Source organism: Rhodococcus globerulus NBRC 14531 (assembly GCF_001894805.1).
Classification (GTDB): Bacteria; Actinomycetota; Actinomycetes; order Mycobacteriales; family Mycobacteriaceae; genus Rhodococcus_F; species Rhodococcus_F globerula.
Genome location: NZ_BCWX01000001.1, coordinates 1,701,034 through 1,716,932 on the forward strand (window position 1 = coordinate 1,701,034; position 15,899 = coordinate 1,716,932).

Annotated in this window: 17 protein-coding genes; 12 read left to right on the plus strand and 5 right to left on the minus strand. The window is 60.9% G+C overall.

The window, feature by feature from the left end:
- Nucleotides 1–3: 3 nt before the first annotated feature.
- Nucleotides 4–1,188, plus strand: a complete 1,185-nt coding sequence (locus RG2_RS07680) for a hypothetical protein (protein ID WP_033230928.1) — start codon at nt 4–6, stop codon at nt 1,186–1,188.
- A gap of 68 nt (nt 1,189–1,256) precedes the next feature.
- Complete coding sequence (locus RG2_RS07685) at nt 1,257–1,805, plus strand: GbsR/MarR family transcriptional regulator (protein ID WP_080711555.1); 549 nt, start codon at nt 1,257–1,259, stop codon at nt 1,803–1,805.
- A gap of 28 nt (nt 1,806–1,833) precedes the next feature.
- On the opposite strand, the gene RG2_RS07690 is transcribed toward RG2_RS07685, so the two are convergent.
- Together RG2_RS07690 and RG2_RS07695 are read right to left on the minus strand one after the other, a co-directional pair.
- Nucleotides 1,834–2,868: an iron-siderophore ABC transporter substrate-binding protein gene (locus tag RG2_RS07690; RefSeq protein WP_033230927.1), complete on the minus strand. Its 1,035-nt coding sequence runs from the start codon at nt 2,866–2,868 to the stop codon at nt 1,834–1,836.
- A 146-nt stretch (nt 2,869–3,014) separates the two neighbouring features.
- Nucleotides 3,015–3,470, minus strand: coding sequence for a MarR family winged helix-turn-helix transcriptional regulator (locus RG2_RS07695; protein ID WP_080711554.1), 456 nt, complete (start codon nt 3,468–3,470; stop codon nt 3,015–3,017).
- Between the two features lie 85 nt (nt 3,471–3,555).
- Between RG2_RS07695 and RG2_RS07700 the strand changes: the two genes are divergently transcribed.
- From RG2_RS07700 to RG2_RS07730, 7 genes are all read left to right on the plus strand, one after another.
- A complete protein-coding gene (locus tag RG2_RS07700; RefSeq protein ID WP_230589947.1) occupies nt 3,556–4,818 on the plus strand; it encodes a multidrug effflux MFS transporter in 1,263 nt (420 codons plus the stop codon).
- A 310-nt stretch (nt 4,819–5,128) separates the two neighbouring features.
- On the plus strand, nt 5,129–5,410 hold the full coding sequence (locus RG2_RS07705; RefSeq protein ID WP_033230926.1) for a hypothetical protein: 282 nt from the start codon (nt 5,129–5,131) through the stop codon (nt 5,408–5,410).
- Nucleotides 5,411–5,449: 39 nt separating this feature from the next.
- A complete protein-coding gene (locus RG2_RS07710) occupies nt 5,450–5,863 on the plus strand; it encodes a DUF7144 family membrane protein (RefSeq protein WP_033230925.1) in 414 nt (137 codons plus the stop codon).
- A gap of 113 nt (nt 5,864–5,976) precedes the next feature.
- Complete coding sequence (locus tag RG2_RS07715) at nt 5,977–7,350, plus strand: MFS transporter (RefSeq protein ID WP_080711553.1); 1,374 nt, start codon at nt 5,977–5,979, stop codon at nt 7,348–7,350.
- Nucleotides 7,340–8,854: a pyridoxal phosphate-dependent decarboxylase family protein gene (locus RG2_RS07720; RefSeq protein ID WP_051730190.1), complete on the plus strand. Its 1,515-nt coding sequence runs from the start codon at nt 7,340–7,342 to the stop codon at nt 8,852–8,854. Before RG2_RS07715 ends, RG2_RS07720 begins: the two co-directional genes overlap by 11 nt.
- 109 nt (nt 8,855–8,963) lie before the next feature.
- Nucleotides 8,964–10,253, plus strand: a complete 1,290-nt coding sequence (locus tag RG2_RS07725; RefSeq protein WP_033230924.1) for a class I SAM-dependent methyltransferase — start codon at nt 8,964–8,966, stop codon at nt 10,251–10,253.
- Nucleotides 10,254–10,274: 21 nt separating this feature from the next.
- Entirely contained in the window at nt 10,275–10,967 is a 693-nt protein-coding gene (locus RG2_RS07730) for a DUF1345 domain-containing protein (RefSeq protein ID WP_267951774.1), read from the plus strand.
- 15 nt (nt 10,968–10,982) lie between these two features.
- On the opposite strand, the gene RG2_RS07735 is transcribed toward RG2_RS07730, so the two are convergent.
- Nucleotides 10,983–11,612 carry a LysE family transporter gene (locus RG2_RS07735; protein WP_033230922.1) on the minus strand — a complete coding sequence of 210 codons (630 nt, stop codon included), beginning with the start codon at nt 11,610–11,612 and terminating at the stop codon, nt 10,983–10,985.
- A gap of 161 nt (nt 11,613–11,773) precedes the next feature.
- Here RG2_RS07735 and RG2_RS07740 point away from each other — a divergent pair, with 161 nt between their 5' ends.
- The 3 genes from RG2_RS07740 to RG2_RS07750 all read left to right on the plus strand — a co-directional run bounded on the left by RG2_RS07740 (nt 11,774) and on the right by RG2_RS07750 (nt 14,139).
- Nucleotides 11,774–12,868 carry a GGDEF domain-containing protein gene (locus RG2_RS07740; RefSeq protein ID WP_051730189.1) on the plus strand — a complete coding sequence of 365 codons (1,095 nt, stop codon included), beginning with the start codon at nt 11,774–11,776 and terminating at the stop codon, nt 12,866–12,868.
- 72 nt (nt 12,869–12,940) lie between these two features.
- Complete coding sequence (locus RG2_RS07745; protein WP_033230921.1) at nt 12,941–13,597, plus strand: nitroreductase family protein; 657 nt, start codon at nt 12,941–12,943, stop codon at nt 13,595–13,597.
- A complete protein-coding gene (locus RG2_RS07750) occupies nt 13,591–14,139 on the plus strand; it encodes a dihydrofolate reductase family protein (RefSeq protein ID WP_033230920.1) in 549 nt (182 codons plus the stop codon). Before RG2_RS07745 ends, RG2_RS07750 begins: the two co-directional genes overlap by 7 nt.
- An 8-nt stretch (nt 14,140–14,147) precedes the next feature.
- Here RG2_RS07750 and RG2_RS07755 read toward each other — a convergent pair whose 3' ends face one another.
- Both RG2_RS07755 and RG2_RS07760 read right to left on the minus strand, forming a co-directional pair.
- Nucleotides 14,148–14,588 carry a DUF8021 domain-containing protein gene (locus RG2_RS07755; RefSeq protein WP_033230919.1) on the minus strand — a complete coding sequence of 147 codons (441 nt, stop codon included), beginning with the start codon at nt 14,586–14,588 and terminating at the stop codon, nt 14,148–14,150.
- 8 nt (nt 14,589–14,596) lie between these two features.
- Nucleotides 14,597–15,883 carry a glycoside hydrolase family 1 protein gene (locus RG2_RS07760; RefSeq protein WP_033230918.1) on the minus strand — a complete coding sequence of 429 codons (1,287 nt, stop codon included), beginning with the start codon at nt 15,881–15,883 and terminating at the stop codon, nt 14,597–14,599.
- Between the last annotated feature and the right edge of the window lie 16 nt (nt 15,884–15,899).

Consider the following 15,899-nt stretch of genomic DNA (forward strand, 5'->3'; position numbering starts at 1 on the left):
ACAATGCCTGGAACCGAGGAGCGTCTGCCGAAGGATCGGCGTCAACGATGGACGTGGCGCGACACCGCGTTTATCGCGGTGGTCGTGCTGCTGGGCGCCGGTGCGGCGCGCCTGACGCAGGACGACGGCCCGGCTGCGATTCCCGGTTGTGAATCCGTCGAAGCGGCCGGGGAGGTGGAGAGTTTTCTGGTCGCCACGATCGGGGGTGACGACCCCGGGTACAACGATCCTGACTATCCGTGGTTCTCCAAGTCGAAAGCAGACGCGATGCGTAGGGCGGTGACTGAGGCACTACCGGTGGACGCCAGACTTGAAGACCCGGGATTCGCCTTCATATTTCCGCCAGTGCACAACTTCGGCGAGGCCCGGTCGCCCGAATCGGCGGAGGAATTGACCCTCGGTGGTTCGACCACTGCACTTGGTGACATAGCCCGCGGTGATGCGCGAGCAACGGTCTCGGTGGATGTTCGAGAATGGACAGGACCGATTCCGTCGTGTGTCGAAGGTTCCGTAGATCGGCGTGAAGTGCGTGCCGACGGAAGAGTTCTCGACTTCTACGAGGCGAAAGACGCTGCCAGTCCATATGCTCAGGACTTTGTCGTAGTCTACGTCCCCGGTGTCAGTCGCGTCTTCGCCTCGGTAACCGGATTTGACGGATCGGACGCGCAAGTCCTGTCGACGGACGAGTTGGTCGACGTCGCTCTCGCGCCAGGTTTTGCTGTGACAGAAGATATTCCGCCGATGACATTCTGTGGCATTCTCACTGTGATGGAGGAAGGCGGGGTGGACAACAACGTTGTGTCGAGGCTCAACACTGTGCTCGACGAGCGATGGCGGTGGCTCGGAACAACCGGCCTCAGGCTCGACCGTCCGTTGGGTTCGCTGGTGCCGGACGACTCGGGCAGCGGCCTGTGCGCGGACGTTGTCGTGAGCGCGCCGGGTGCGGCAGCGAACCTGCAAATCTCGATTACCCGGAACGGATTCCGCTTGCTCGAGAACGCCGTAATCCTGCCCGACGATACGTTGATCAGTCGCACCGAGAACCCCGGCACAAGTTCGGTGGCCGTCCAGCATCCGTCCGGCGAGACTGTTGTTGTGCGAACGGTGACGCACACTGTGTCGCCGCTGGTAATCGAGCAACTCGAGTTGATTGCGACGTCACCCGGTCTCGAAATTGCGCCGAGCTAGGGAAGGTTCGATGGAACTGGCAGAATCAGAGGGTATTTGCCGCTTCGACTAGCTGGAGGCAACAAAAAATGGGCGACGTCAGCCCGGCGCGGGGTGGGGACTTTTCCGCGTGGTTCATCGACCAGTTTGCGACGTATTGGCAGTCGGGCGGTGGTGCTCGCATCGAGGGCCGGATCGCCGGCTATCTGCTCATCAATGAATCTCCGGGCGTCAGTGCCGAGGAGTTGGCCATTGCTCTCGACACCAGTCGTGGATCTGTCTCCAACTACATTCGACGGCTCATCGATCGAGGTTTTGTGAAGCTCGTTCGTAGGCCTCGCGATCGAACTCATTACTACGTCATGGATTCCGACGTGTGGGGCGGCTTCCTCGAGAACGAGCACCAGTACCTCGAGAATCAGCGCACGCTCGCCACCGAGGCACTTCAGTATGCAAACCCCAACGGCCCCGCCTACATTCGTGTGCTGAACATGCGCGACTACATGGGCTGGATCATCGACAATCGCATGCTCGGGAGTGAATGGGCTCGATTCAAGGAAGTGCGGGACGGGGCAGTTCAGGACGAGGCAGTTCGGGACGAGGCAGGACAAGATAGAGCAGGGCCCGCACCTGAATAAGGTACGGGCCCTGCGGGTCTCGCCGGCTTTATTTGTTCAGTTTTGCGACTGCCTCGTCGATCATCGGTGCGTAGCGCTCGAGTGACCACGGGACGGTCAAGGGATTGATCATCGATGATCCCGTCACAAAAGGCTGGTCCGTCGGGGCGATGATAGTTCCTCGTGCGACGGCCGGAATCTGCTGATAGGCGGGCTGCGCTTCGATTTCGGCCCGGTTCGCGGGATCGGAGTAGAAGGTGAACAGCAGGTCCGAATTGTTCAGGAGGTGGGCATTCTCGAGGCCGATCACTGCAGAATCGGTACCTTCGGACTCGGTCAGCGTGTTCACGACGGGATCAACCTGCAAGCCCAGTCCGCGAACCATGGCAACACGCTGCTCTTCGGCGAAGAACACGCCGAGTGTTCCTGGGCCGGTGTTGTAGATGAACGAGAAGCTTACGTCTGCGTAATTGGGATGTGCTGCAGACGATTTCGCGAACTGGTCTTTGATCTTGTCGATCTCGGCGGTGGCTTTCCCGGTTTCGCCCATGGCCTTTCCGATCACGTTGATCTGCTCTTCCCATGTGATAGTCCACGGGCTTTCCTCGTACGCAACGGTGGGTGCAAAGGCGTTGAGGGAGTCGAACTGCTGCTGGGTGATACCGGACCATGGTGCGAGGATCAGATCGGGATCAAGAGCGATGATCGCTTCGATGTTCAGATCGGCTCCGCCGGTGAACTGCTCGGGGAGTTCGCCGCCTTGTTCGGTGACTGCCTCGTGAACCCAGGGGAGGTAGCCGGATTCGTCACTGCCCCATGAATATTTCTCGACGCCGACGGGAATGGTGCCCAGCGCGATGACTGTCTCGGCGGAACCCATGCCGAGCGTGACGATCCGCTCCGGCTTCTCGGTGATGACTGCCTTGCCGAGAGCATGCTCGATAGTGACGGTCTCGAAGTTGCCGGTATTGGTGTCGGTGGTGTCGCTGCTACTGGTACTGCAACCGCCGATTGCCAGGGCGGCGATGACAAGTCCACTCAGGAGCGCAGACCGGCGGAGGGATCGCACGGGGGCGTATCGCATGAAGAGCCTTTCGGTGTCGAGGCGCCGGAGTGCTCTTGTGGCTCTCGTGGATCACCGAGCAAGATGGACTGGCGCACAGGAAGCATAGGCTAGCCTTCCCTGAACTTTCAAGTCAATTGAAAGTTCAGACCGCCTGCACCGGTTGTTCAGTCCGTCGGCATGGATCCCAGGCGGGCCAGGAGTGGCGCCGCGTCGACAAGTTTGGCCGCGTCGTCGGGATCCATTCCCGCCAAGAGGCTTCGAATGCCGTCGGCCCACATCTGGTCGATCTTCTGGTTGTTGTGGGTGGCCACTGGGGTTTGGTGCAGGCGGAACGAGCGTCCGTCGCTGGGATCGGATCGCTTCTCGAGTAGGCCTTGGTCCACCAGTCGGCGAACCGTTGTGCTGACGTTGCTGCTTTGCAAGTTCAAGGCGCGCGCGATCTCCGACACCGTACTGCCGGGATGTTCCTCGATTGCGCGGAGGACTTCGATCTCGGAATGGGGGAGTCGGGATAAGCCCGCCTCCTTCTCGCCGAAGCGCCGCAATGCCCACACCACCGAACGCGCCGTATGTGCCAAGCGCTGGACATCGTCATCTGTTGCAACCGATTTGTTGGACACGAACCCAGTCTAGACGTTAAGATATATATAAATCTATATCTATTTCTAGATATAGCCGTAGTGCAAAACTGGATGAAGGATCAATGTGAAACAGCACGTGCAGGAAGCAGACACCATGGTGGAGTCCGACCCGGTGTCTGTGTCGGACGCGGGACACGCGACACATCTACCCGCCAAGATCATCGCCACATTGGCTCTGTTGGCGGCTGTGGCACCACTGGCCATCGACATGTATCTGCCGGCATTCCCTGAGATGTCGGTGGAGTTCGATACCAGTGCATCAGCCGTACAGCTGACACTCACGACCTTCCTGGTCGGCCTTGCCCTTGGGCAACTTGTGTTCGGCCCGCTCTCCGATCGGTACGGTCGACGGCCACTACTTCTCATCGGGACTGTGGCTTGCGCCGTCTTCAGTGCCGGCGCCGCACTGGCGCCGAGCATCGAACTTCTCGCCGCAGCGCGCTTTGTGCAGGGCTTTGCCGGGGCGGCGGGAATTGTCCTGGGCCGCGCGGTGATCTCCGATCGTGCCCGCGGTGCCGCTGCGGCAAAATTGTTCAGCCTGCTCGTGGTGATCAACGCAGTAGCACCGGTAATCGCGCCGCTACTCGGCGGTGTTGTTGTCACTAATTTCGGGTGGCGTGGCGTGTTCTGGGTTCTGACAGTGCTGTCCGCGTTGATGTTCGTGTGCGTCCTTGCATTGGTATCGGAAACGCTCCCGAAGGAATTGCGCACCACCGGCGGCGCTGCCGCGATGCTGGGTGAGGCTCGAAACGTTCTGCGGAACCGCCGGTACGTCGGGTTCACCCTCGCGTACGCCTTCGCTTTTGGTGTCATGTTTGCGTACATCTCTGCGTCACCGTTTGTCCTGCAGAATGTGCACGGACTCTCCACTGCTTGGTACACAGTTGTTTTCACCGTCAACGCGGTCGGTCTTGTGATCTTCAGCGTCGCCAACGGCGGGGTTGTCGCGAAACTAGGTGACCGGGTGACGTTGCGGATCGGTCTCACGTTGCTCGCGGTGTTTTCGGCAGTCATGCTGATCAATGCGCTTGCCGGGCCCGTTCTGTGGATCACTCTGATCGCGTTGTGGTGCACGATGGCCAGCCTCGGCCTTGTCATCGCCAACGCCACAACCTTGGCGCTCGGTGAGGCGCGGCAGGCCGCCGGTACCGGATCGGCAGTGCTTGGTGCGCTGCAGTTCCTGCTCGCTGCTGCGATTTCCCCGCTCGTCGGGATCGGCGGGGAGGGCACCGCCCTGCCTATGGCCATCGCAATGGTCGTCAGTGCGCTCATCGCGCTGTCGGCGCTTGCCCTGACGAGAGGGAAGGCTTCAGCAGACGCGCAGTAATCTGTGCCGAACTCGCCACAGCCGACCCGGGACACCACCAGTCCCGGGTCGGTTTTCACGTGGAAGGAGTCGAAATATCACCCTCAGCGGGTGATGTCCGACCGCCGGTGGCCGGATACATTTCAGCTACTCGTTTCCTCGAAGTAGAAGTGCGCGAAGTAGAAGTGCGCGAGAGAACAGTGCAGGTTGAAGCAAGGCGGTCAGCGGATTTTGCTCAATTCACCGACGGATAAACGGACATATGGGAAAGATTGCGCGAAAGCGTCGTGTTCGGTTCGCGGAGTACGCCTAGCTGAAAGGGCTTTGCCTCATGCTCATCATCGGAATGATCTTGTTCGGAACCGTCATCGGAGCGGGTGCCCAGTTGATCCTCGGTGGCAACACCCGACGATTGGACTGGCCCTTCGCTTTCATCGCGGGAATTGGTGGATCGCTGGTCGGCGGCTTGCTCGTGAGTCTGATTGCGGGTGACGGACTTTCATTGCGTCCCAGTGGAATCATCGGCTCGCTGGTCGGAGCTGTCCTGATCACCGCAGGTTGGCAGTGGTACCGCCGGACTTCGAGCAACGCTGCGCATTCCACCGATCGCTAACTTTCATCGTCGACATCTCCTTCTGCGAGAGGCAAGAATATGACCGACACATCGTCACCGTCACACGCTCATCCGGTGCGCAGTGGCATCGCGACCGGCACAAATTTTGCAGCAGCAGCCCTTCTCTTCATAGTCGGCATCATTTCCCTCCTTCAAGGGATTTCGGCTGTCGCGAACGACGACCTTTTTGTTGTCGGGGTCAACTACGTCTACGAATTCGATGTGACGACGTGGGGTTGGATTCACATAGCCCTGGGCGTCGTTGGCCTCGCGATTGCCATCGGAATGATGATGGCTGCCACGTGGGCGCGTATTGCGGCGATCCTGATTGCAGCGCTCTCGATCATCGCGAACTTCCTGTGGCTTCCGCATTATCCGCTCTGGTCGATCCTGATCATCGCGCTCGATGTCATTGTTATCTGGGCCGTAGCCACCTGGGATGCCGAGGACTGACCGAGCGAGGCTCGACGCGTCTCGGCAGAAGGTGCCTCGAGGTGTTTTCCGAGTTATTCGTGTCTCCCGGCTTTTGCTCTTGAGGATGCACGTCGCCATCTAGTGTGTGATTGGTGACCACAGAAAAGCCCATACAGGGCAGCGGACGCCGCGCGGGCGGACGGTTGTCGCGGGGGGTTGTTGCCGCCTACGCCGCGGGAAGTGTCGGGACGGGTGGTTTTGGCGTCCTGCCAGGATTGGTACTGGCGTACTACCTCACCGACACCTTGGGCGTCGCGGCTGGTTTGGCGTCGCTGGTAGTAATTGTTCCCAAGATTGCGGACGTACTTGTCGATCCGCTGATCGGCACGGTCAGTGATCGAAGTTCGCATCGAACGGGCACGCGCGTACCCCTGATGTTGGCGGGTTCGCTTGCCCTTCCGTTGCTCTTCGTACTCACCTTTGCTGCACCGGTGTCAGCCGGCCCGGGTGTCGGCGCGGTGTGGGTACTGGTGTTCTTCCTGCTGGCAGCGAGCGCCTACAGCCTGTTCCAAGTGCCGTACATCGCCCTGCCTACGGAACTGACGGGCGACTATCACGAGCGAACTCGATTGGTGTCCGTCCGAATAGCGGTACTGGCCTTGGCAATTCTTGTGATCGGTGGCGGGGGACCAGCGCTTCGCAACGCTGCTGGAGGTGGGGCTGCGGGCTATCTGGTGATGGCCGTGGGCGTGTCGGCGTTGATGTGCGGGGCAATGCTCTGGGCGGTATTCGGCGCGGCGCGGCGCACGGTGACACGCGCCGATGCGCCGGTGGGCTCATTGCTCTCGCAGTATCGCGACGGATTCGACGCAGTTCGCAGTACGCGATCGTTCCGTTTGCTCGTGATCGTGTTTGTCCTGCAAGCCCTCGCGACGGCCGTGATGTTGGGCGGTGCCCAGTATCTCGCGACGTATGTCATGGGGAACGAAGACGCCATCACGGGGCTGTTCGCGGCGTTGGTCGGCCCGGCGCTGGTCATCATGCCGCTGTGGTACCGCTATTCCCATCGCCACGGCAAGCTCCGCGGATATGTTGTCGCATCGACGGTTTTTGTTGTCGCCACACTGCTTTTGGCGTTCGCTGCAGTTGACGCCGGAGCGTGGATCTACGGTGTGGTCGGACTGGCGGGCGTCGGCTACGCCGGAATGCAGGTATTTCCGTTGGCCATGCTTCCCGACGTAATCGAAGACGATGCCCGCATCGGCGGACGCCAACGAGGCGGCTCGCTCAGCGGGATCTGGACGGCAGCAGAGACTGCTGGTCTTGCACTCGGACCAGCAGTGTTCCTGCTGTTTCTGGCGTCGACAGGCTTTGTGTCCTCGCAGGCAGGGGAGACGGTTGACCAGCCGGACTCCGCAATCACCGGCATCGCCCTCGGATTCTCTCTGGCCCCGGCCGCTCTGGTCGCGATCAGCCTTGTCGTCTTACGCGCATACAGCAGTGAACAGGAGCACGATGACCGCTAGTGACACCAACTCTTTTCTTGGTAATACCTCGATCGAGCAACGGTCTGCGGAAGTGCTGGAGAGACTCCGCAGCCTGCGTGAACAGGACGCCCCCACCCACGGTGGGCGAGTTCTGTCTTACGTGTACGACAGCGGACTGGCCGCGCTCGATCAGTTGGCCACGGACGCAGCGCAATTAGTACAACCCGTCAACGGGCTTGATCCCACGGTGTTTCCGTCCACCGCGGTGATGGAACGAGAACTCGTCGGGTTCGTCCGCGGATTCCTCCACGGAGATGGCGATGTTATCGGCAACGTCACCAGCGGTGGCACCGAAAGTTGTGTGCTGGCCGTCAAAGCCGCCCGCGACCTGCGCGGACTTCCGCCGGGAGAGGGATCGATAGTCCTGCCTACCACCGCTCATGCTGCTTTCCACAAGGCGGCGCACCTACTCGGTCTCGAACTGATTCTCGTCGCCGTCGATCCCAATTCCGGTCGTGTGCGCGCCGCCGACATTGGATCGGCTCTGCGGAGCGACACGGTGCTGATCGTGGCGTCGGCCCCGAGCTATCCGTTTGCTGCTCTCGACCCGATCGTCGAGATCGCGGAAATTGCTCGTACACAGTCGGTTCCGTTTCACGTCGATGCCTGCATCGGAGGGTTTGCCCTGCCCTGGTGGGGTGAACTGCCGCCCTGGGACTTCCAGGTTCCCGGTGTCACCAGCATCTCGGCCGACGTACACAAGTACGGCTACTCGCCAAAAGGTGCGTCGGTTCTTCTGTACCGGGGGCGCGATCTGCACCGTAAGCAGTACTTCGGTCTTACAGCGTGGCCCGGATATCCCGTGGTCAATCCGACCTTGATGGGGTCGAAATCCGTTGCCGCCCTGGCCGGAGCCTGGTCCATCACTCAGGTGCTGGGCGAATCGGGTTACGCCGACCTCGTTATTCGCGCTCACCGAGCGACTGCGTCGCTCGTGGACACGATTGGCGGCATCGACGGTTTGCGCGTCGTCGGAACGCCGGTCGGCCCACTCTTCGCAGTAGCGGCGGATGGGGGAGTGCCGCCGGACCGGCAGGTCGATCCACATCGCTGGGCCACCGCCGTCGGCGTTCGAGGGTTTGTGCTCCAGGGGCAACCTGCGTCGACGCAACACGACGGAACTGCATTGCCGCGAACCACCCATCTCACGATCACGCCCGTGACGGACAGTGTGCTGAGTGAGCTGACCAGTGCGTTGGTGTTGGGGGCCGACGATGTTCGGGGCCTTCCCGCGGCCGGGCCGCCCCCCGCGCTGGCCGAGCTGGCCGGCGCGTTCGAGCGCGGTGACGTGAGTGTCGACGACGTTCGCGCATTGCCGAGTGAGGCTGTTGCAGCCGCACTCGTGTCGGCCGGTCTGGATCCGAAGGGCACTGGCGACTCGCCACTCGACATGGCTGCGGTCCTCGCCGCCGTCGAGTCCTTGCCCCGCGAGGTTACGACGCGACTGCTGGTGGAATTCCTGGCCGGACTCGTGGAACCCTGATTCGAACGGCTTGCGTCGCATCAAAACCTCACATATGCCGCGAAATTTCGCTGTCCCGGGCGTAGATTTCGAGTATCGGAGGCTGTCGTTTCGGGGAAGGGACGAATGGGTGACTGGTGCCGCAACCAAGGTTCTGACACTGTTCGAGGAATTGGTGGGGATCGAACTCCCAATCCAGGTGCGCTGTTGGGACGGTTCCCAAGCCGGCCCTCCCGACGCAGCGGCCCGGGTCTTTTTCCGGAACCGACGCGCGCTGCGGAGGGTTCTCTATTCGCCGAACGAATTGGGTTTGGCGCGGGCGTACGTCTCCGGAGACTTGGACGTCGACGGAGACATCTTTGCGCTGCTGGATGTTCCGGATCTTGTTTCGCGGATTGGTGAGCATCGCCTGGCCGGGATGTCGGCACGCACGATTGCCCGGTCGGTGGTGACTTTTGTCGGCTTGGGCGCGGTCGGGCTTCCGCCGTCGCCGCCCGAGATCGAGATGCGCTCCAAACGGGGAAAGCGCCACAGCAAGTCTCGTGATTCGGCGACTGTCTCTCACCACTATGACGTCGGAAATCGTTTCTACGAGCTGTTTCTCGGACCGAGCATGGTCTATTCGTGCGGGTACTGGCCGGACGGCACTGTGTCACTCGAGGACGCGCAGCGAGAGAAACTTGATCTGATCTGCCGGAAGCTGGATTTGAAGCCGGGAATGCGCCTGCTCGACGTCGGGTGTGGGTGGGGATCGATGGCACTGCATGCGGCGCAGAATTACGGCGTCGACGTTGTCGGTGTTTCGCTCAGCCGCGAACAGGTGGAGTACGCCAAGGCTCGGGTAGCGGACGCGGGATTGACCGAACATATCGAGGTTCGGGTGCAGGATTACCGCGACGTGGATGACGGCCCGTACGACGCTATTTCGAGCATCGGTATGTCGGAACACGTGGGTTTGGCGAACCTGCCGGTCTATGCGGCACACCTGCACGGGTTGCTGAAGCCGGAGGGACGCTTTCTCAATCACGCCATTGCTTCGGTGAAGTCGTTGCCGGACAAGGTTGTCGGCGCTCCTGGTTTCATCGACAGATACATCTTCCCGGACGGTGAGATCCTTCCGTTGAGTAAAACGGTTGACGCTCTGGAGCGTTCAGGATTCGAGACTCGGGACAGTGATGCGCTGCGCGAACACTATGCGCTGACACTGCGTGCGTGGGTGGCGAATCTGCGGGAGAACTGGGACGCTGCTGTTGCCGAGGTCGGCGACGCGCGGGTCCGTACGTGGTTGTTGTACCTTGCGGCCAGCGCTCTCGGCTTCGAGGAGGCGCATCGACTGACCATTCATCAAGTGCTGGCGGTGAAACCCGGTGAACGAGGATCAAGTGGCATGCCGCGATCGCGGCGCAACTGGTATCGCTGAGCCGGATCGCGGGCGCGTTCGATGCGTCGATGGTTGACTGAGCGGGTGAACGAGCCATTGCAGGATTTGCCGATTCCGGGAAACCAGAGCGGCTTGGGTGCCGGGCCCGCACTGCGAGTCACCGCGGGACTGGTGCTCGGCATTGTCGCGGGAATTGTCATGTGGATAGTGGGCTTTCCGCGGTTCTCCTTTCTGATCGGCTGGAATGTGGCGGCGCTGGTGTTCACGGTCTGGACGTGGATCCTGGTGTGGCCGTTCGACGCTGTGACGACGGCCAGTCACGCGACTCGTGAGGAACCGGCACGCAATGTCGCACACCTTCTCGTTCTCGCTGCAGCGGTGGCCAGCCTGGTCGGTATCGCGCTCCTGCTTGTTGCCTCACCTGACGGCCGTCGATACCAAGTTGTCGCCGCGTCGGTTGCGGTTGTCAGCGTTGTCATTTCGTGGATAGCTGTGCACACGCTGTTCGCTCTGGGATACGCCCGGTTGTACTACACAGGTCCGGACGGTGGGATCGACTTCAATCAGGAAGAACCGCCGCGGTACAGCGATTTTGCCTATGTCGCCTATACCGTGGGTATGAGCTTCGCGATCTCGGACACCAATTTGCAGTCGTCGGACATGCGGGCAATGGCGCTCGGCCACGCGTTGCTGTCTTATCTGTTCGGCTCGGTCATCGTCGCGTCGGTAGTCAATTTGATCGCCGGATTATGAGCTGCCACCGGTAAGTCAGGCCGCGGCGCGGCCGATGCTCGACAGGAAGCCTGCCGCCCCGAAGAACAGTCCGGCAAAAACACGGTTGGTGATTCTCTGCTGTTTCGGTGACCGCATGAGCCGCAGGACCCGAGCCGCAAGTCCGGTGTATCCGGTCATCACGACGACATCGACCGCGCACATGGTCGCCGCGATGATCAGGTACTGCGGTACCAGTGGCGCGTTCGGATCGAGGAACTGCGGAAGAACTGCGAGCATGAACACCACGGCTTTGGGATTGCTGGCATTTACCAGGAACCCACGCACCATCATCATCGGACCGGAGCGCCGCGCGGCTTCGGAGTCGGTGGTTATCTCGCTGGGAGCGGACCGCCACTGCCGCACTCCGAGATACACCAGGTAGGCGACGCCCAGCCATTTGATGATCGAGAACGCCGCCGTCGAGTTGGCGAGGATCGCGCCGACGCCGGCCGCGACGATTCCGATCTGCAGGAGAAGTCCGAGTTGCAATCCGAGAATGTTCCAGTAGCCGCGACGGAGTCCGACGGCCAGACCGGAGGACATCGAGGCGATTGCCCCGGCGCCGGGGGACAGACTGATCACCCAGCTTGCGCCGAAGAATGCCAACCAGACGTGCCAACTCATACTTTTGCCTTTCGGCTGGGAAGGTATGCGGCCCGTGACGGTGACGGGACTCCGAAGAAGTGTAGTTGTACGTGTTGGTGCGTTCGGAGTGGTACCGACCGTTCCGGCACGGTACATTCGTTCTTGTTGTCTGAATATTTGCCAGGCGGGGGATCGGCGTGATGAATTTTGGCGGTGACGCAGGGCCGCGTTCGTTGATTCGTAATCAGATCGAGGTTTCCGAAACCCGTATGCGTTACGGGATCGCCGTGCTGGTTCCCGTTTTTGCTCTTGTCGGGGTGTGTGCTGCGTTTTCCGATGAAGGTCAGAACAATGCGTTCCGGAGAATTGTTGCGGTGCTGGTCCTCGTCAGTACTCTTCCGGCAGCGTATCTGGTCAGTCGAATTCGATTCGGCATCATCTGGTGGAACCGGGATATGGGGCATCATTCCGTTCCACGGGCGAGCACGTACTTCGTTCTCTATGCAGATTTGGGTGTGACCGTAGTACTGGCGACGTTCGCCAATCACGAATTGGCGCTGTACGGGACAGCTCTGTTTGCGGTGATCAGTGTGTACGTGGCGCATTTTGTCCGGTGGGCAGAGACCGTGGTGCACATGGTCTTCACGAGTTGTGTGATCGCCGTTTTTGCCGTTCTCACGTGGCGTCAGGGATACCACGATATTGCGGGAATTCTTGCGAGGGCGGCAACGTCGGTGATCGCTGTCAATGCGACGCTTGTCCTACTCAGGTCGTTCTCGGCGGGCATGCTGACGTCGTACCGCACTCAATTTGCGAATGCCAATCGTGATCCGTTGACCGGACTCCTCAACCGGCGAGGCTTCGAATTGTGGATGCAGATTGCGGAAGAGCGTGGGCCTGGTCGATCCGGCGTGCTACTGCTCGACATCGACAACTTCAAGGCGGTCAACGACGGGTCCGGTCACGACGGCGGTGACACGGTGTTGCGGTTGCTTTCGCGCAGACTCGAACGAGTCGTCGGCGTGGACGCGGCAGTAGCTCGAACAGGTGGCGATGAGTTTGCTATCGCGGTGCGCGGCGATATAGCAGGGCTCACGCGACTTGCAGAAGCGATTCGGGGGGAGGTCGCCGTGCGTTCCGACGACGTTCCGATCGGTCAGTATCGGTGTTGCACAACTCGCGTCGGGCGCGCACGGGAAACTGACGGGGCAGGAACAGATCAAGGAGGCTTTGTCTCGTGCAGACAAAGCGATGTACGAGGCGAAGTCGGACGGTCGCAACCGCGTCGTGGCTGATGTGTCAGCGCAGTAGTCCACACTGAGCCACATTTCCAGCGCCGCTCGTCCCGTCGATGCGATGATCGATTGATGAGTGAATTTCCGGTTCTGGACCTGACGCCCGACGAATTGTTGACGACAACGCGCACGGTACGAAAGCGCTTGGACCTGACAAGGCCCGTTCCTCTGGATCTGATCAAGGAATGCCTGGAGATCGCGTTGCAAGCTCCGTCGGGATCGAACCGCCAGGGATGGCAATGGGTGGTGGTGACCGACCCCGAACTGCGTCGACAGATCGGCGACATTTACAAAGACGTCACGGAGAGCTATTTGGCGTCGCAGGGGGCTCCGGCGCAGTTGTTCAGTGACGATCCGGATCGGGCTGCAGTCCAAGCGCGTGTCGGAAGTAGTGCCGAGTGGCTCGGCCAACACATGGGTGAAGTTCCGGTGCTGATGATTCCGTGCATCAAGGCGGAGCGGACCTTGCCTGCCGGTAATCAGGCGGGACTCTGGGGATCGTTACTTCCCGCGGCGTGGAGTTACGCATTGGCGGCGCGCGCCCGCGGATTGGGAACGGCGTGGACAACACTGCACCTTGCGCGCGAAGCCGAAGTCGCAGAAATCCTGGGAATCCCGGCGGGCTTCCACCAGGGCGCGCTGGTACCCACCGCGTACTTCACGGGAGAGACCTTCAAACCGGCGGCACGCGAGCCGATCGACAACATTCTGCACCTTGACCGATGGTGAACCTCGAGTACTCGGCGATCTGCTCGCTCGACGGCTATGTCGCCGACGAGGAGGGGAACTTCGACTGGGCAATGCCGGACGCCGAGGTACACGGCTTTGCCAACAACCTCGAACGCGACGTGGGCACGCAGCTGTACGGGCGCCGGATGTACGAGATCATGGCGGCGTGGGAAACGATGGCGGATCCCGACCCGATTGCCGAAGACTTCGCTCGGATCTGGCGCCGAGCGGACAAAGTTGTGTACTCGACGACGCTGGCGGAGCCGTCGACTCAGCGAACCCGTATCGAGCGGACCTTTGACTCCGAAGCCGTGCGGGCGATGAAAGCAAGGGCGACGCAGGATATTTCGATCGGTGGTCCCACACTGGCAGCTCATGCGCTGGCCGCCGGTCTGGTCGACGAGATTCACCTGTTCCTTTGCCCCGTGATCGTCGGTAGCGGACTGCGCGCATTGTCTGCCGACGTTCATGTCGACCTCGAACTGATGGAGCAGAAGGCGTTTCGGAGTGGAGTTGTCTATCTGCGATACAGAGTGAGGTAGGGACTGAGTCAGGACAGCGATACGGGCATGATATCTGCCACGATGACGTGAATGAGGCCGTCGCGAATCTCGAATGTCTCCCGGATCTCGACCGTCATCAAGCGTGTGTCGGCAACGCCGGCATCGAGGAGATAGACGGCGGTCACGACGTCCCCCTCTTCGGTCATTCGAAGATCACGCACGGACTGAATCACGGTGTACTGCACACCGTGATCGAGGTCGGCGCTCAACTGAGGGCCCGAGAACCCGGTTTGGATGCCTGCTTCGACGCGCGTGGCGTCCGGCGCGAAGTGCACGTCGGTGACGTCGTGAGAGACCAACGCGTCGATGTAGGCCCGGGCTTCTGCCTCACGGGGTGAGTCCGGTGCGGCTTGGGCAAGTGAAGCACCGGTAAAAATCATTGCTGCAGAGATGGCTGCAGTGGCGACGGTCTTTCCGAACGTGGACATGAGAGTTCCTATCGCGTGGTGTTGGTGCAACTGAGTGGGGGATCGACAAGCGAGCAGAATGCGGGAGCTTTCACGGGTACGTAATCCGGCCCGACGCCGTTGTCTTCGATGATGTTCCGGTACGTCTCCACGCCGTCGGTGGGGGTACGGGTGAGGGTGGGATCGGTCAGGACGTCGACGGTGTACAGACCGAAACGTGGCCGGTACGAACCCCATTCGTAGTTGTCGGTGATGGACCAGTAGTTGTATCCGATAACGTCGGCGCCGTCCTCGCGGGCGCGTTCCATCCAATAGACGTGGTCGCTCAGATGATTCGAGCGCGTGTACCCGTCGGGGCGAGGATTTCCGTTGTCTGTGGGCATTCCGTTCTCGACGACGTAGAGGGGGAGTTCCGGGAACTTGCGTGAATAGCGCATCAGTGCGTCGTACAAACCCTCGGGCTGTGGTGTGACGTTGTAGAACTCGTCGATCGCGGCGTAGGCCGCGGTCGGGTTGTCCAGTGCCACACCGTAGTAGTAGTCGATACCGAGGAAGTCGAGTTTGTCGCTGACCCGATCGGTGAACACGGAGTCGATTGCCTCCGAGACACCCGGAATGAACGCGAAGTTGCTGCTGACGCGAGCGCCCGGGTCGAGGACGTGGATGCGGTCGTAGATCGATCGGTGCACTCGAACAAGTGCGTCGAACATCGAGGGTGCCTGGGGGAGCGTGATTCCGCCGTACGTCAACTCACGCTGCACGTACACCGTCGGTTCGTTGATCGTGATCCACAATGCGCCGACCCCGGAGTATCGCGCGACCACCTTCTCGGCGTTGGTCAGCCAGTCGGCTTCGGTTTTCGGGTTTGTCCACCCACCTTGATCGACGACCCAACCCGGATATACCCAGTGATCGAGAGTGATCATCGGCGTCATTCCGCGGGCCAGGATATGCGCGACAACATCGTCGTAGTATCCGAATTCGGTCTCGTTCCACGTTCCGGGTGAGGGTTGCACCCGCGCCCATTCGACGCCGAAGCGGAACACCTGCGCGCCCAGATCTGCCGCGCGGTCGATGTCCTCGGTGAAGCGGTGCCGAAAGTCGACCGAGTCGCCGATGATGTCGTGGGTGCGACCCGATGCGGAGTACCTCGACCAGTTGCTGTCTGGGGAGGAACCCTCCGACTGAAAACCGGAAGTGGCAACGCCCCATAGGAACTCCTCCGACGGGGTTCCCGATGCCTGCGCCGGCGATGCCGCCACCCCGATCACGAGGGCGAGTAGGGCGGCGGCAATCGACCGTGACGTGACTCCCATGATGGGAGGTTAGGTC

Coding starts and splice junctions, on each gene's coding strand:
- RG2_RS07680 (WP_033230928.1), top strand. CDS start 4: ATGCCTGGAACCGAGGAGCGTCTGCCGAAGGATCGGCGTCAACGATGG.
- RG2_RS07685 (WP_080711555.1), top strand. CDS start 1,257: ATGGGCGACGTCAGCCCGGCGCGGGGTGGGGACTTTTCCGCGTGGTTC.
- RG2_RS07690 (WP_033230927.1), bottom strand. CDS start 2,868: ATGCGATACGCCCCCGTGCGATCCCTCCGCCGGTCTGCGCTCCTGAGT.
- RG2_RS07705 (WP_033230926.1), top strand. CDS start 5,129: ATGCTCATCATCGGAATGATCTTGTTCGGAACCGTCATCGGAGCGGGT.
- RG2_RS07710 (WP_033230925.1), top strand. CDS start 5,450: ATGACCGACACATCGTCACCGTCACACGCTCATCCGGTGCGCAGTGGC.
- RG2_RS07720 (WP_051730190.1), top strand. CDS start 7,340: ATGACCGCTAGTGACACCAACTCTTTTCTTGGTAATACCTCGATCGAG.
- RG2_RS07730 (WP_267951774.1), top strand. CDS start 10,275: ATGCGTCGATGGTTGACTGAGCGGGTGAACGAGCCATTGCAGGATTTG.
- RG2_RS07735 (WP_033230922.1), bottom strand. CDS start 11,612: ATGAGTTGGCACGTCTGGTTGGCATTCTTCGGCGCAAGCTGGGTGATC.
- RG2_RS07740 (WP_051730189.1), top strand. CDS start 11,774: ATGAATTTTGGCGGTGACGCAGGGCCGCGTTCGTTGATTCGTAATCAG.
- RG2_RS07745 (WP_033230921.1), top strand. CDS start 12,941: ATGAGTGAATTTCCGGTTCTGGACCTGACGCCCGACGAATTGTTGACG.
- RG2_RS07750 (WP_033230920.1), top strand. CDS start 13,591: ATGGTGAACCTCGAGTACTCGGCGATCTGCTCGCTCGACGGCTATGTC.
- RG2_RS07755 (WP_033230919.1), bottom strand. CDS start 14,588: ATGTCCACGTTCGGAAAGACCGTCGCCACTGCAGCCATCTCTGCAGCA.
- RG2_RS07760 (WP_033230918.1), bottom strand. CDS start 15,883: ATGGGAGTCACGTCACGGTCGATTGCCGCCGCCCTACTCGCCCTCGTG.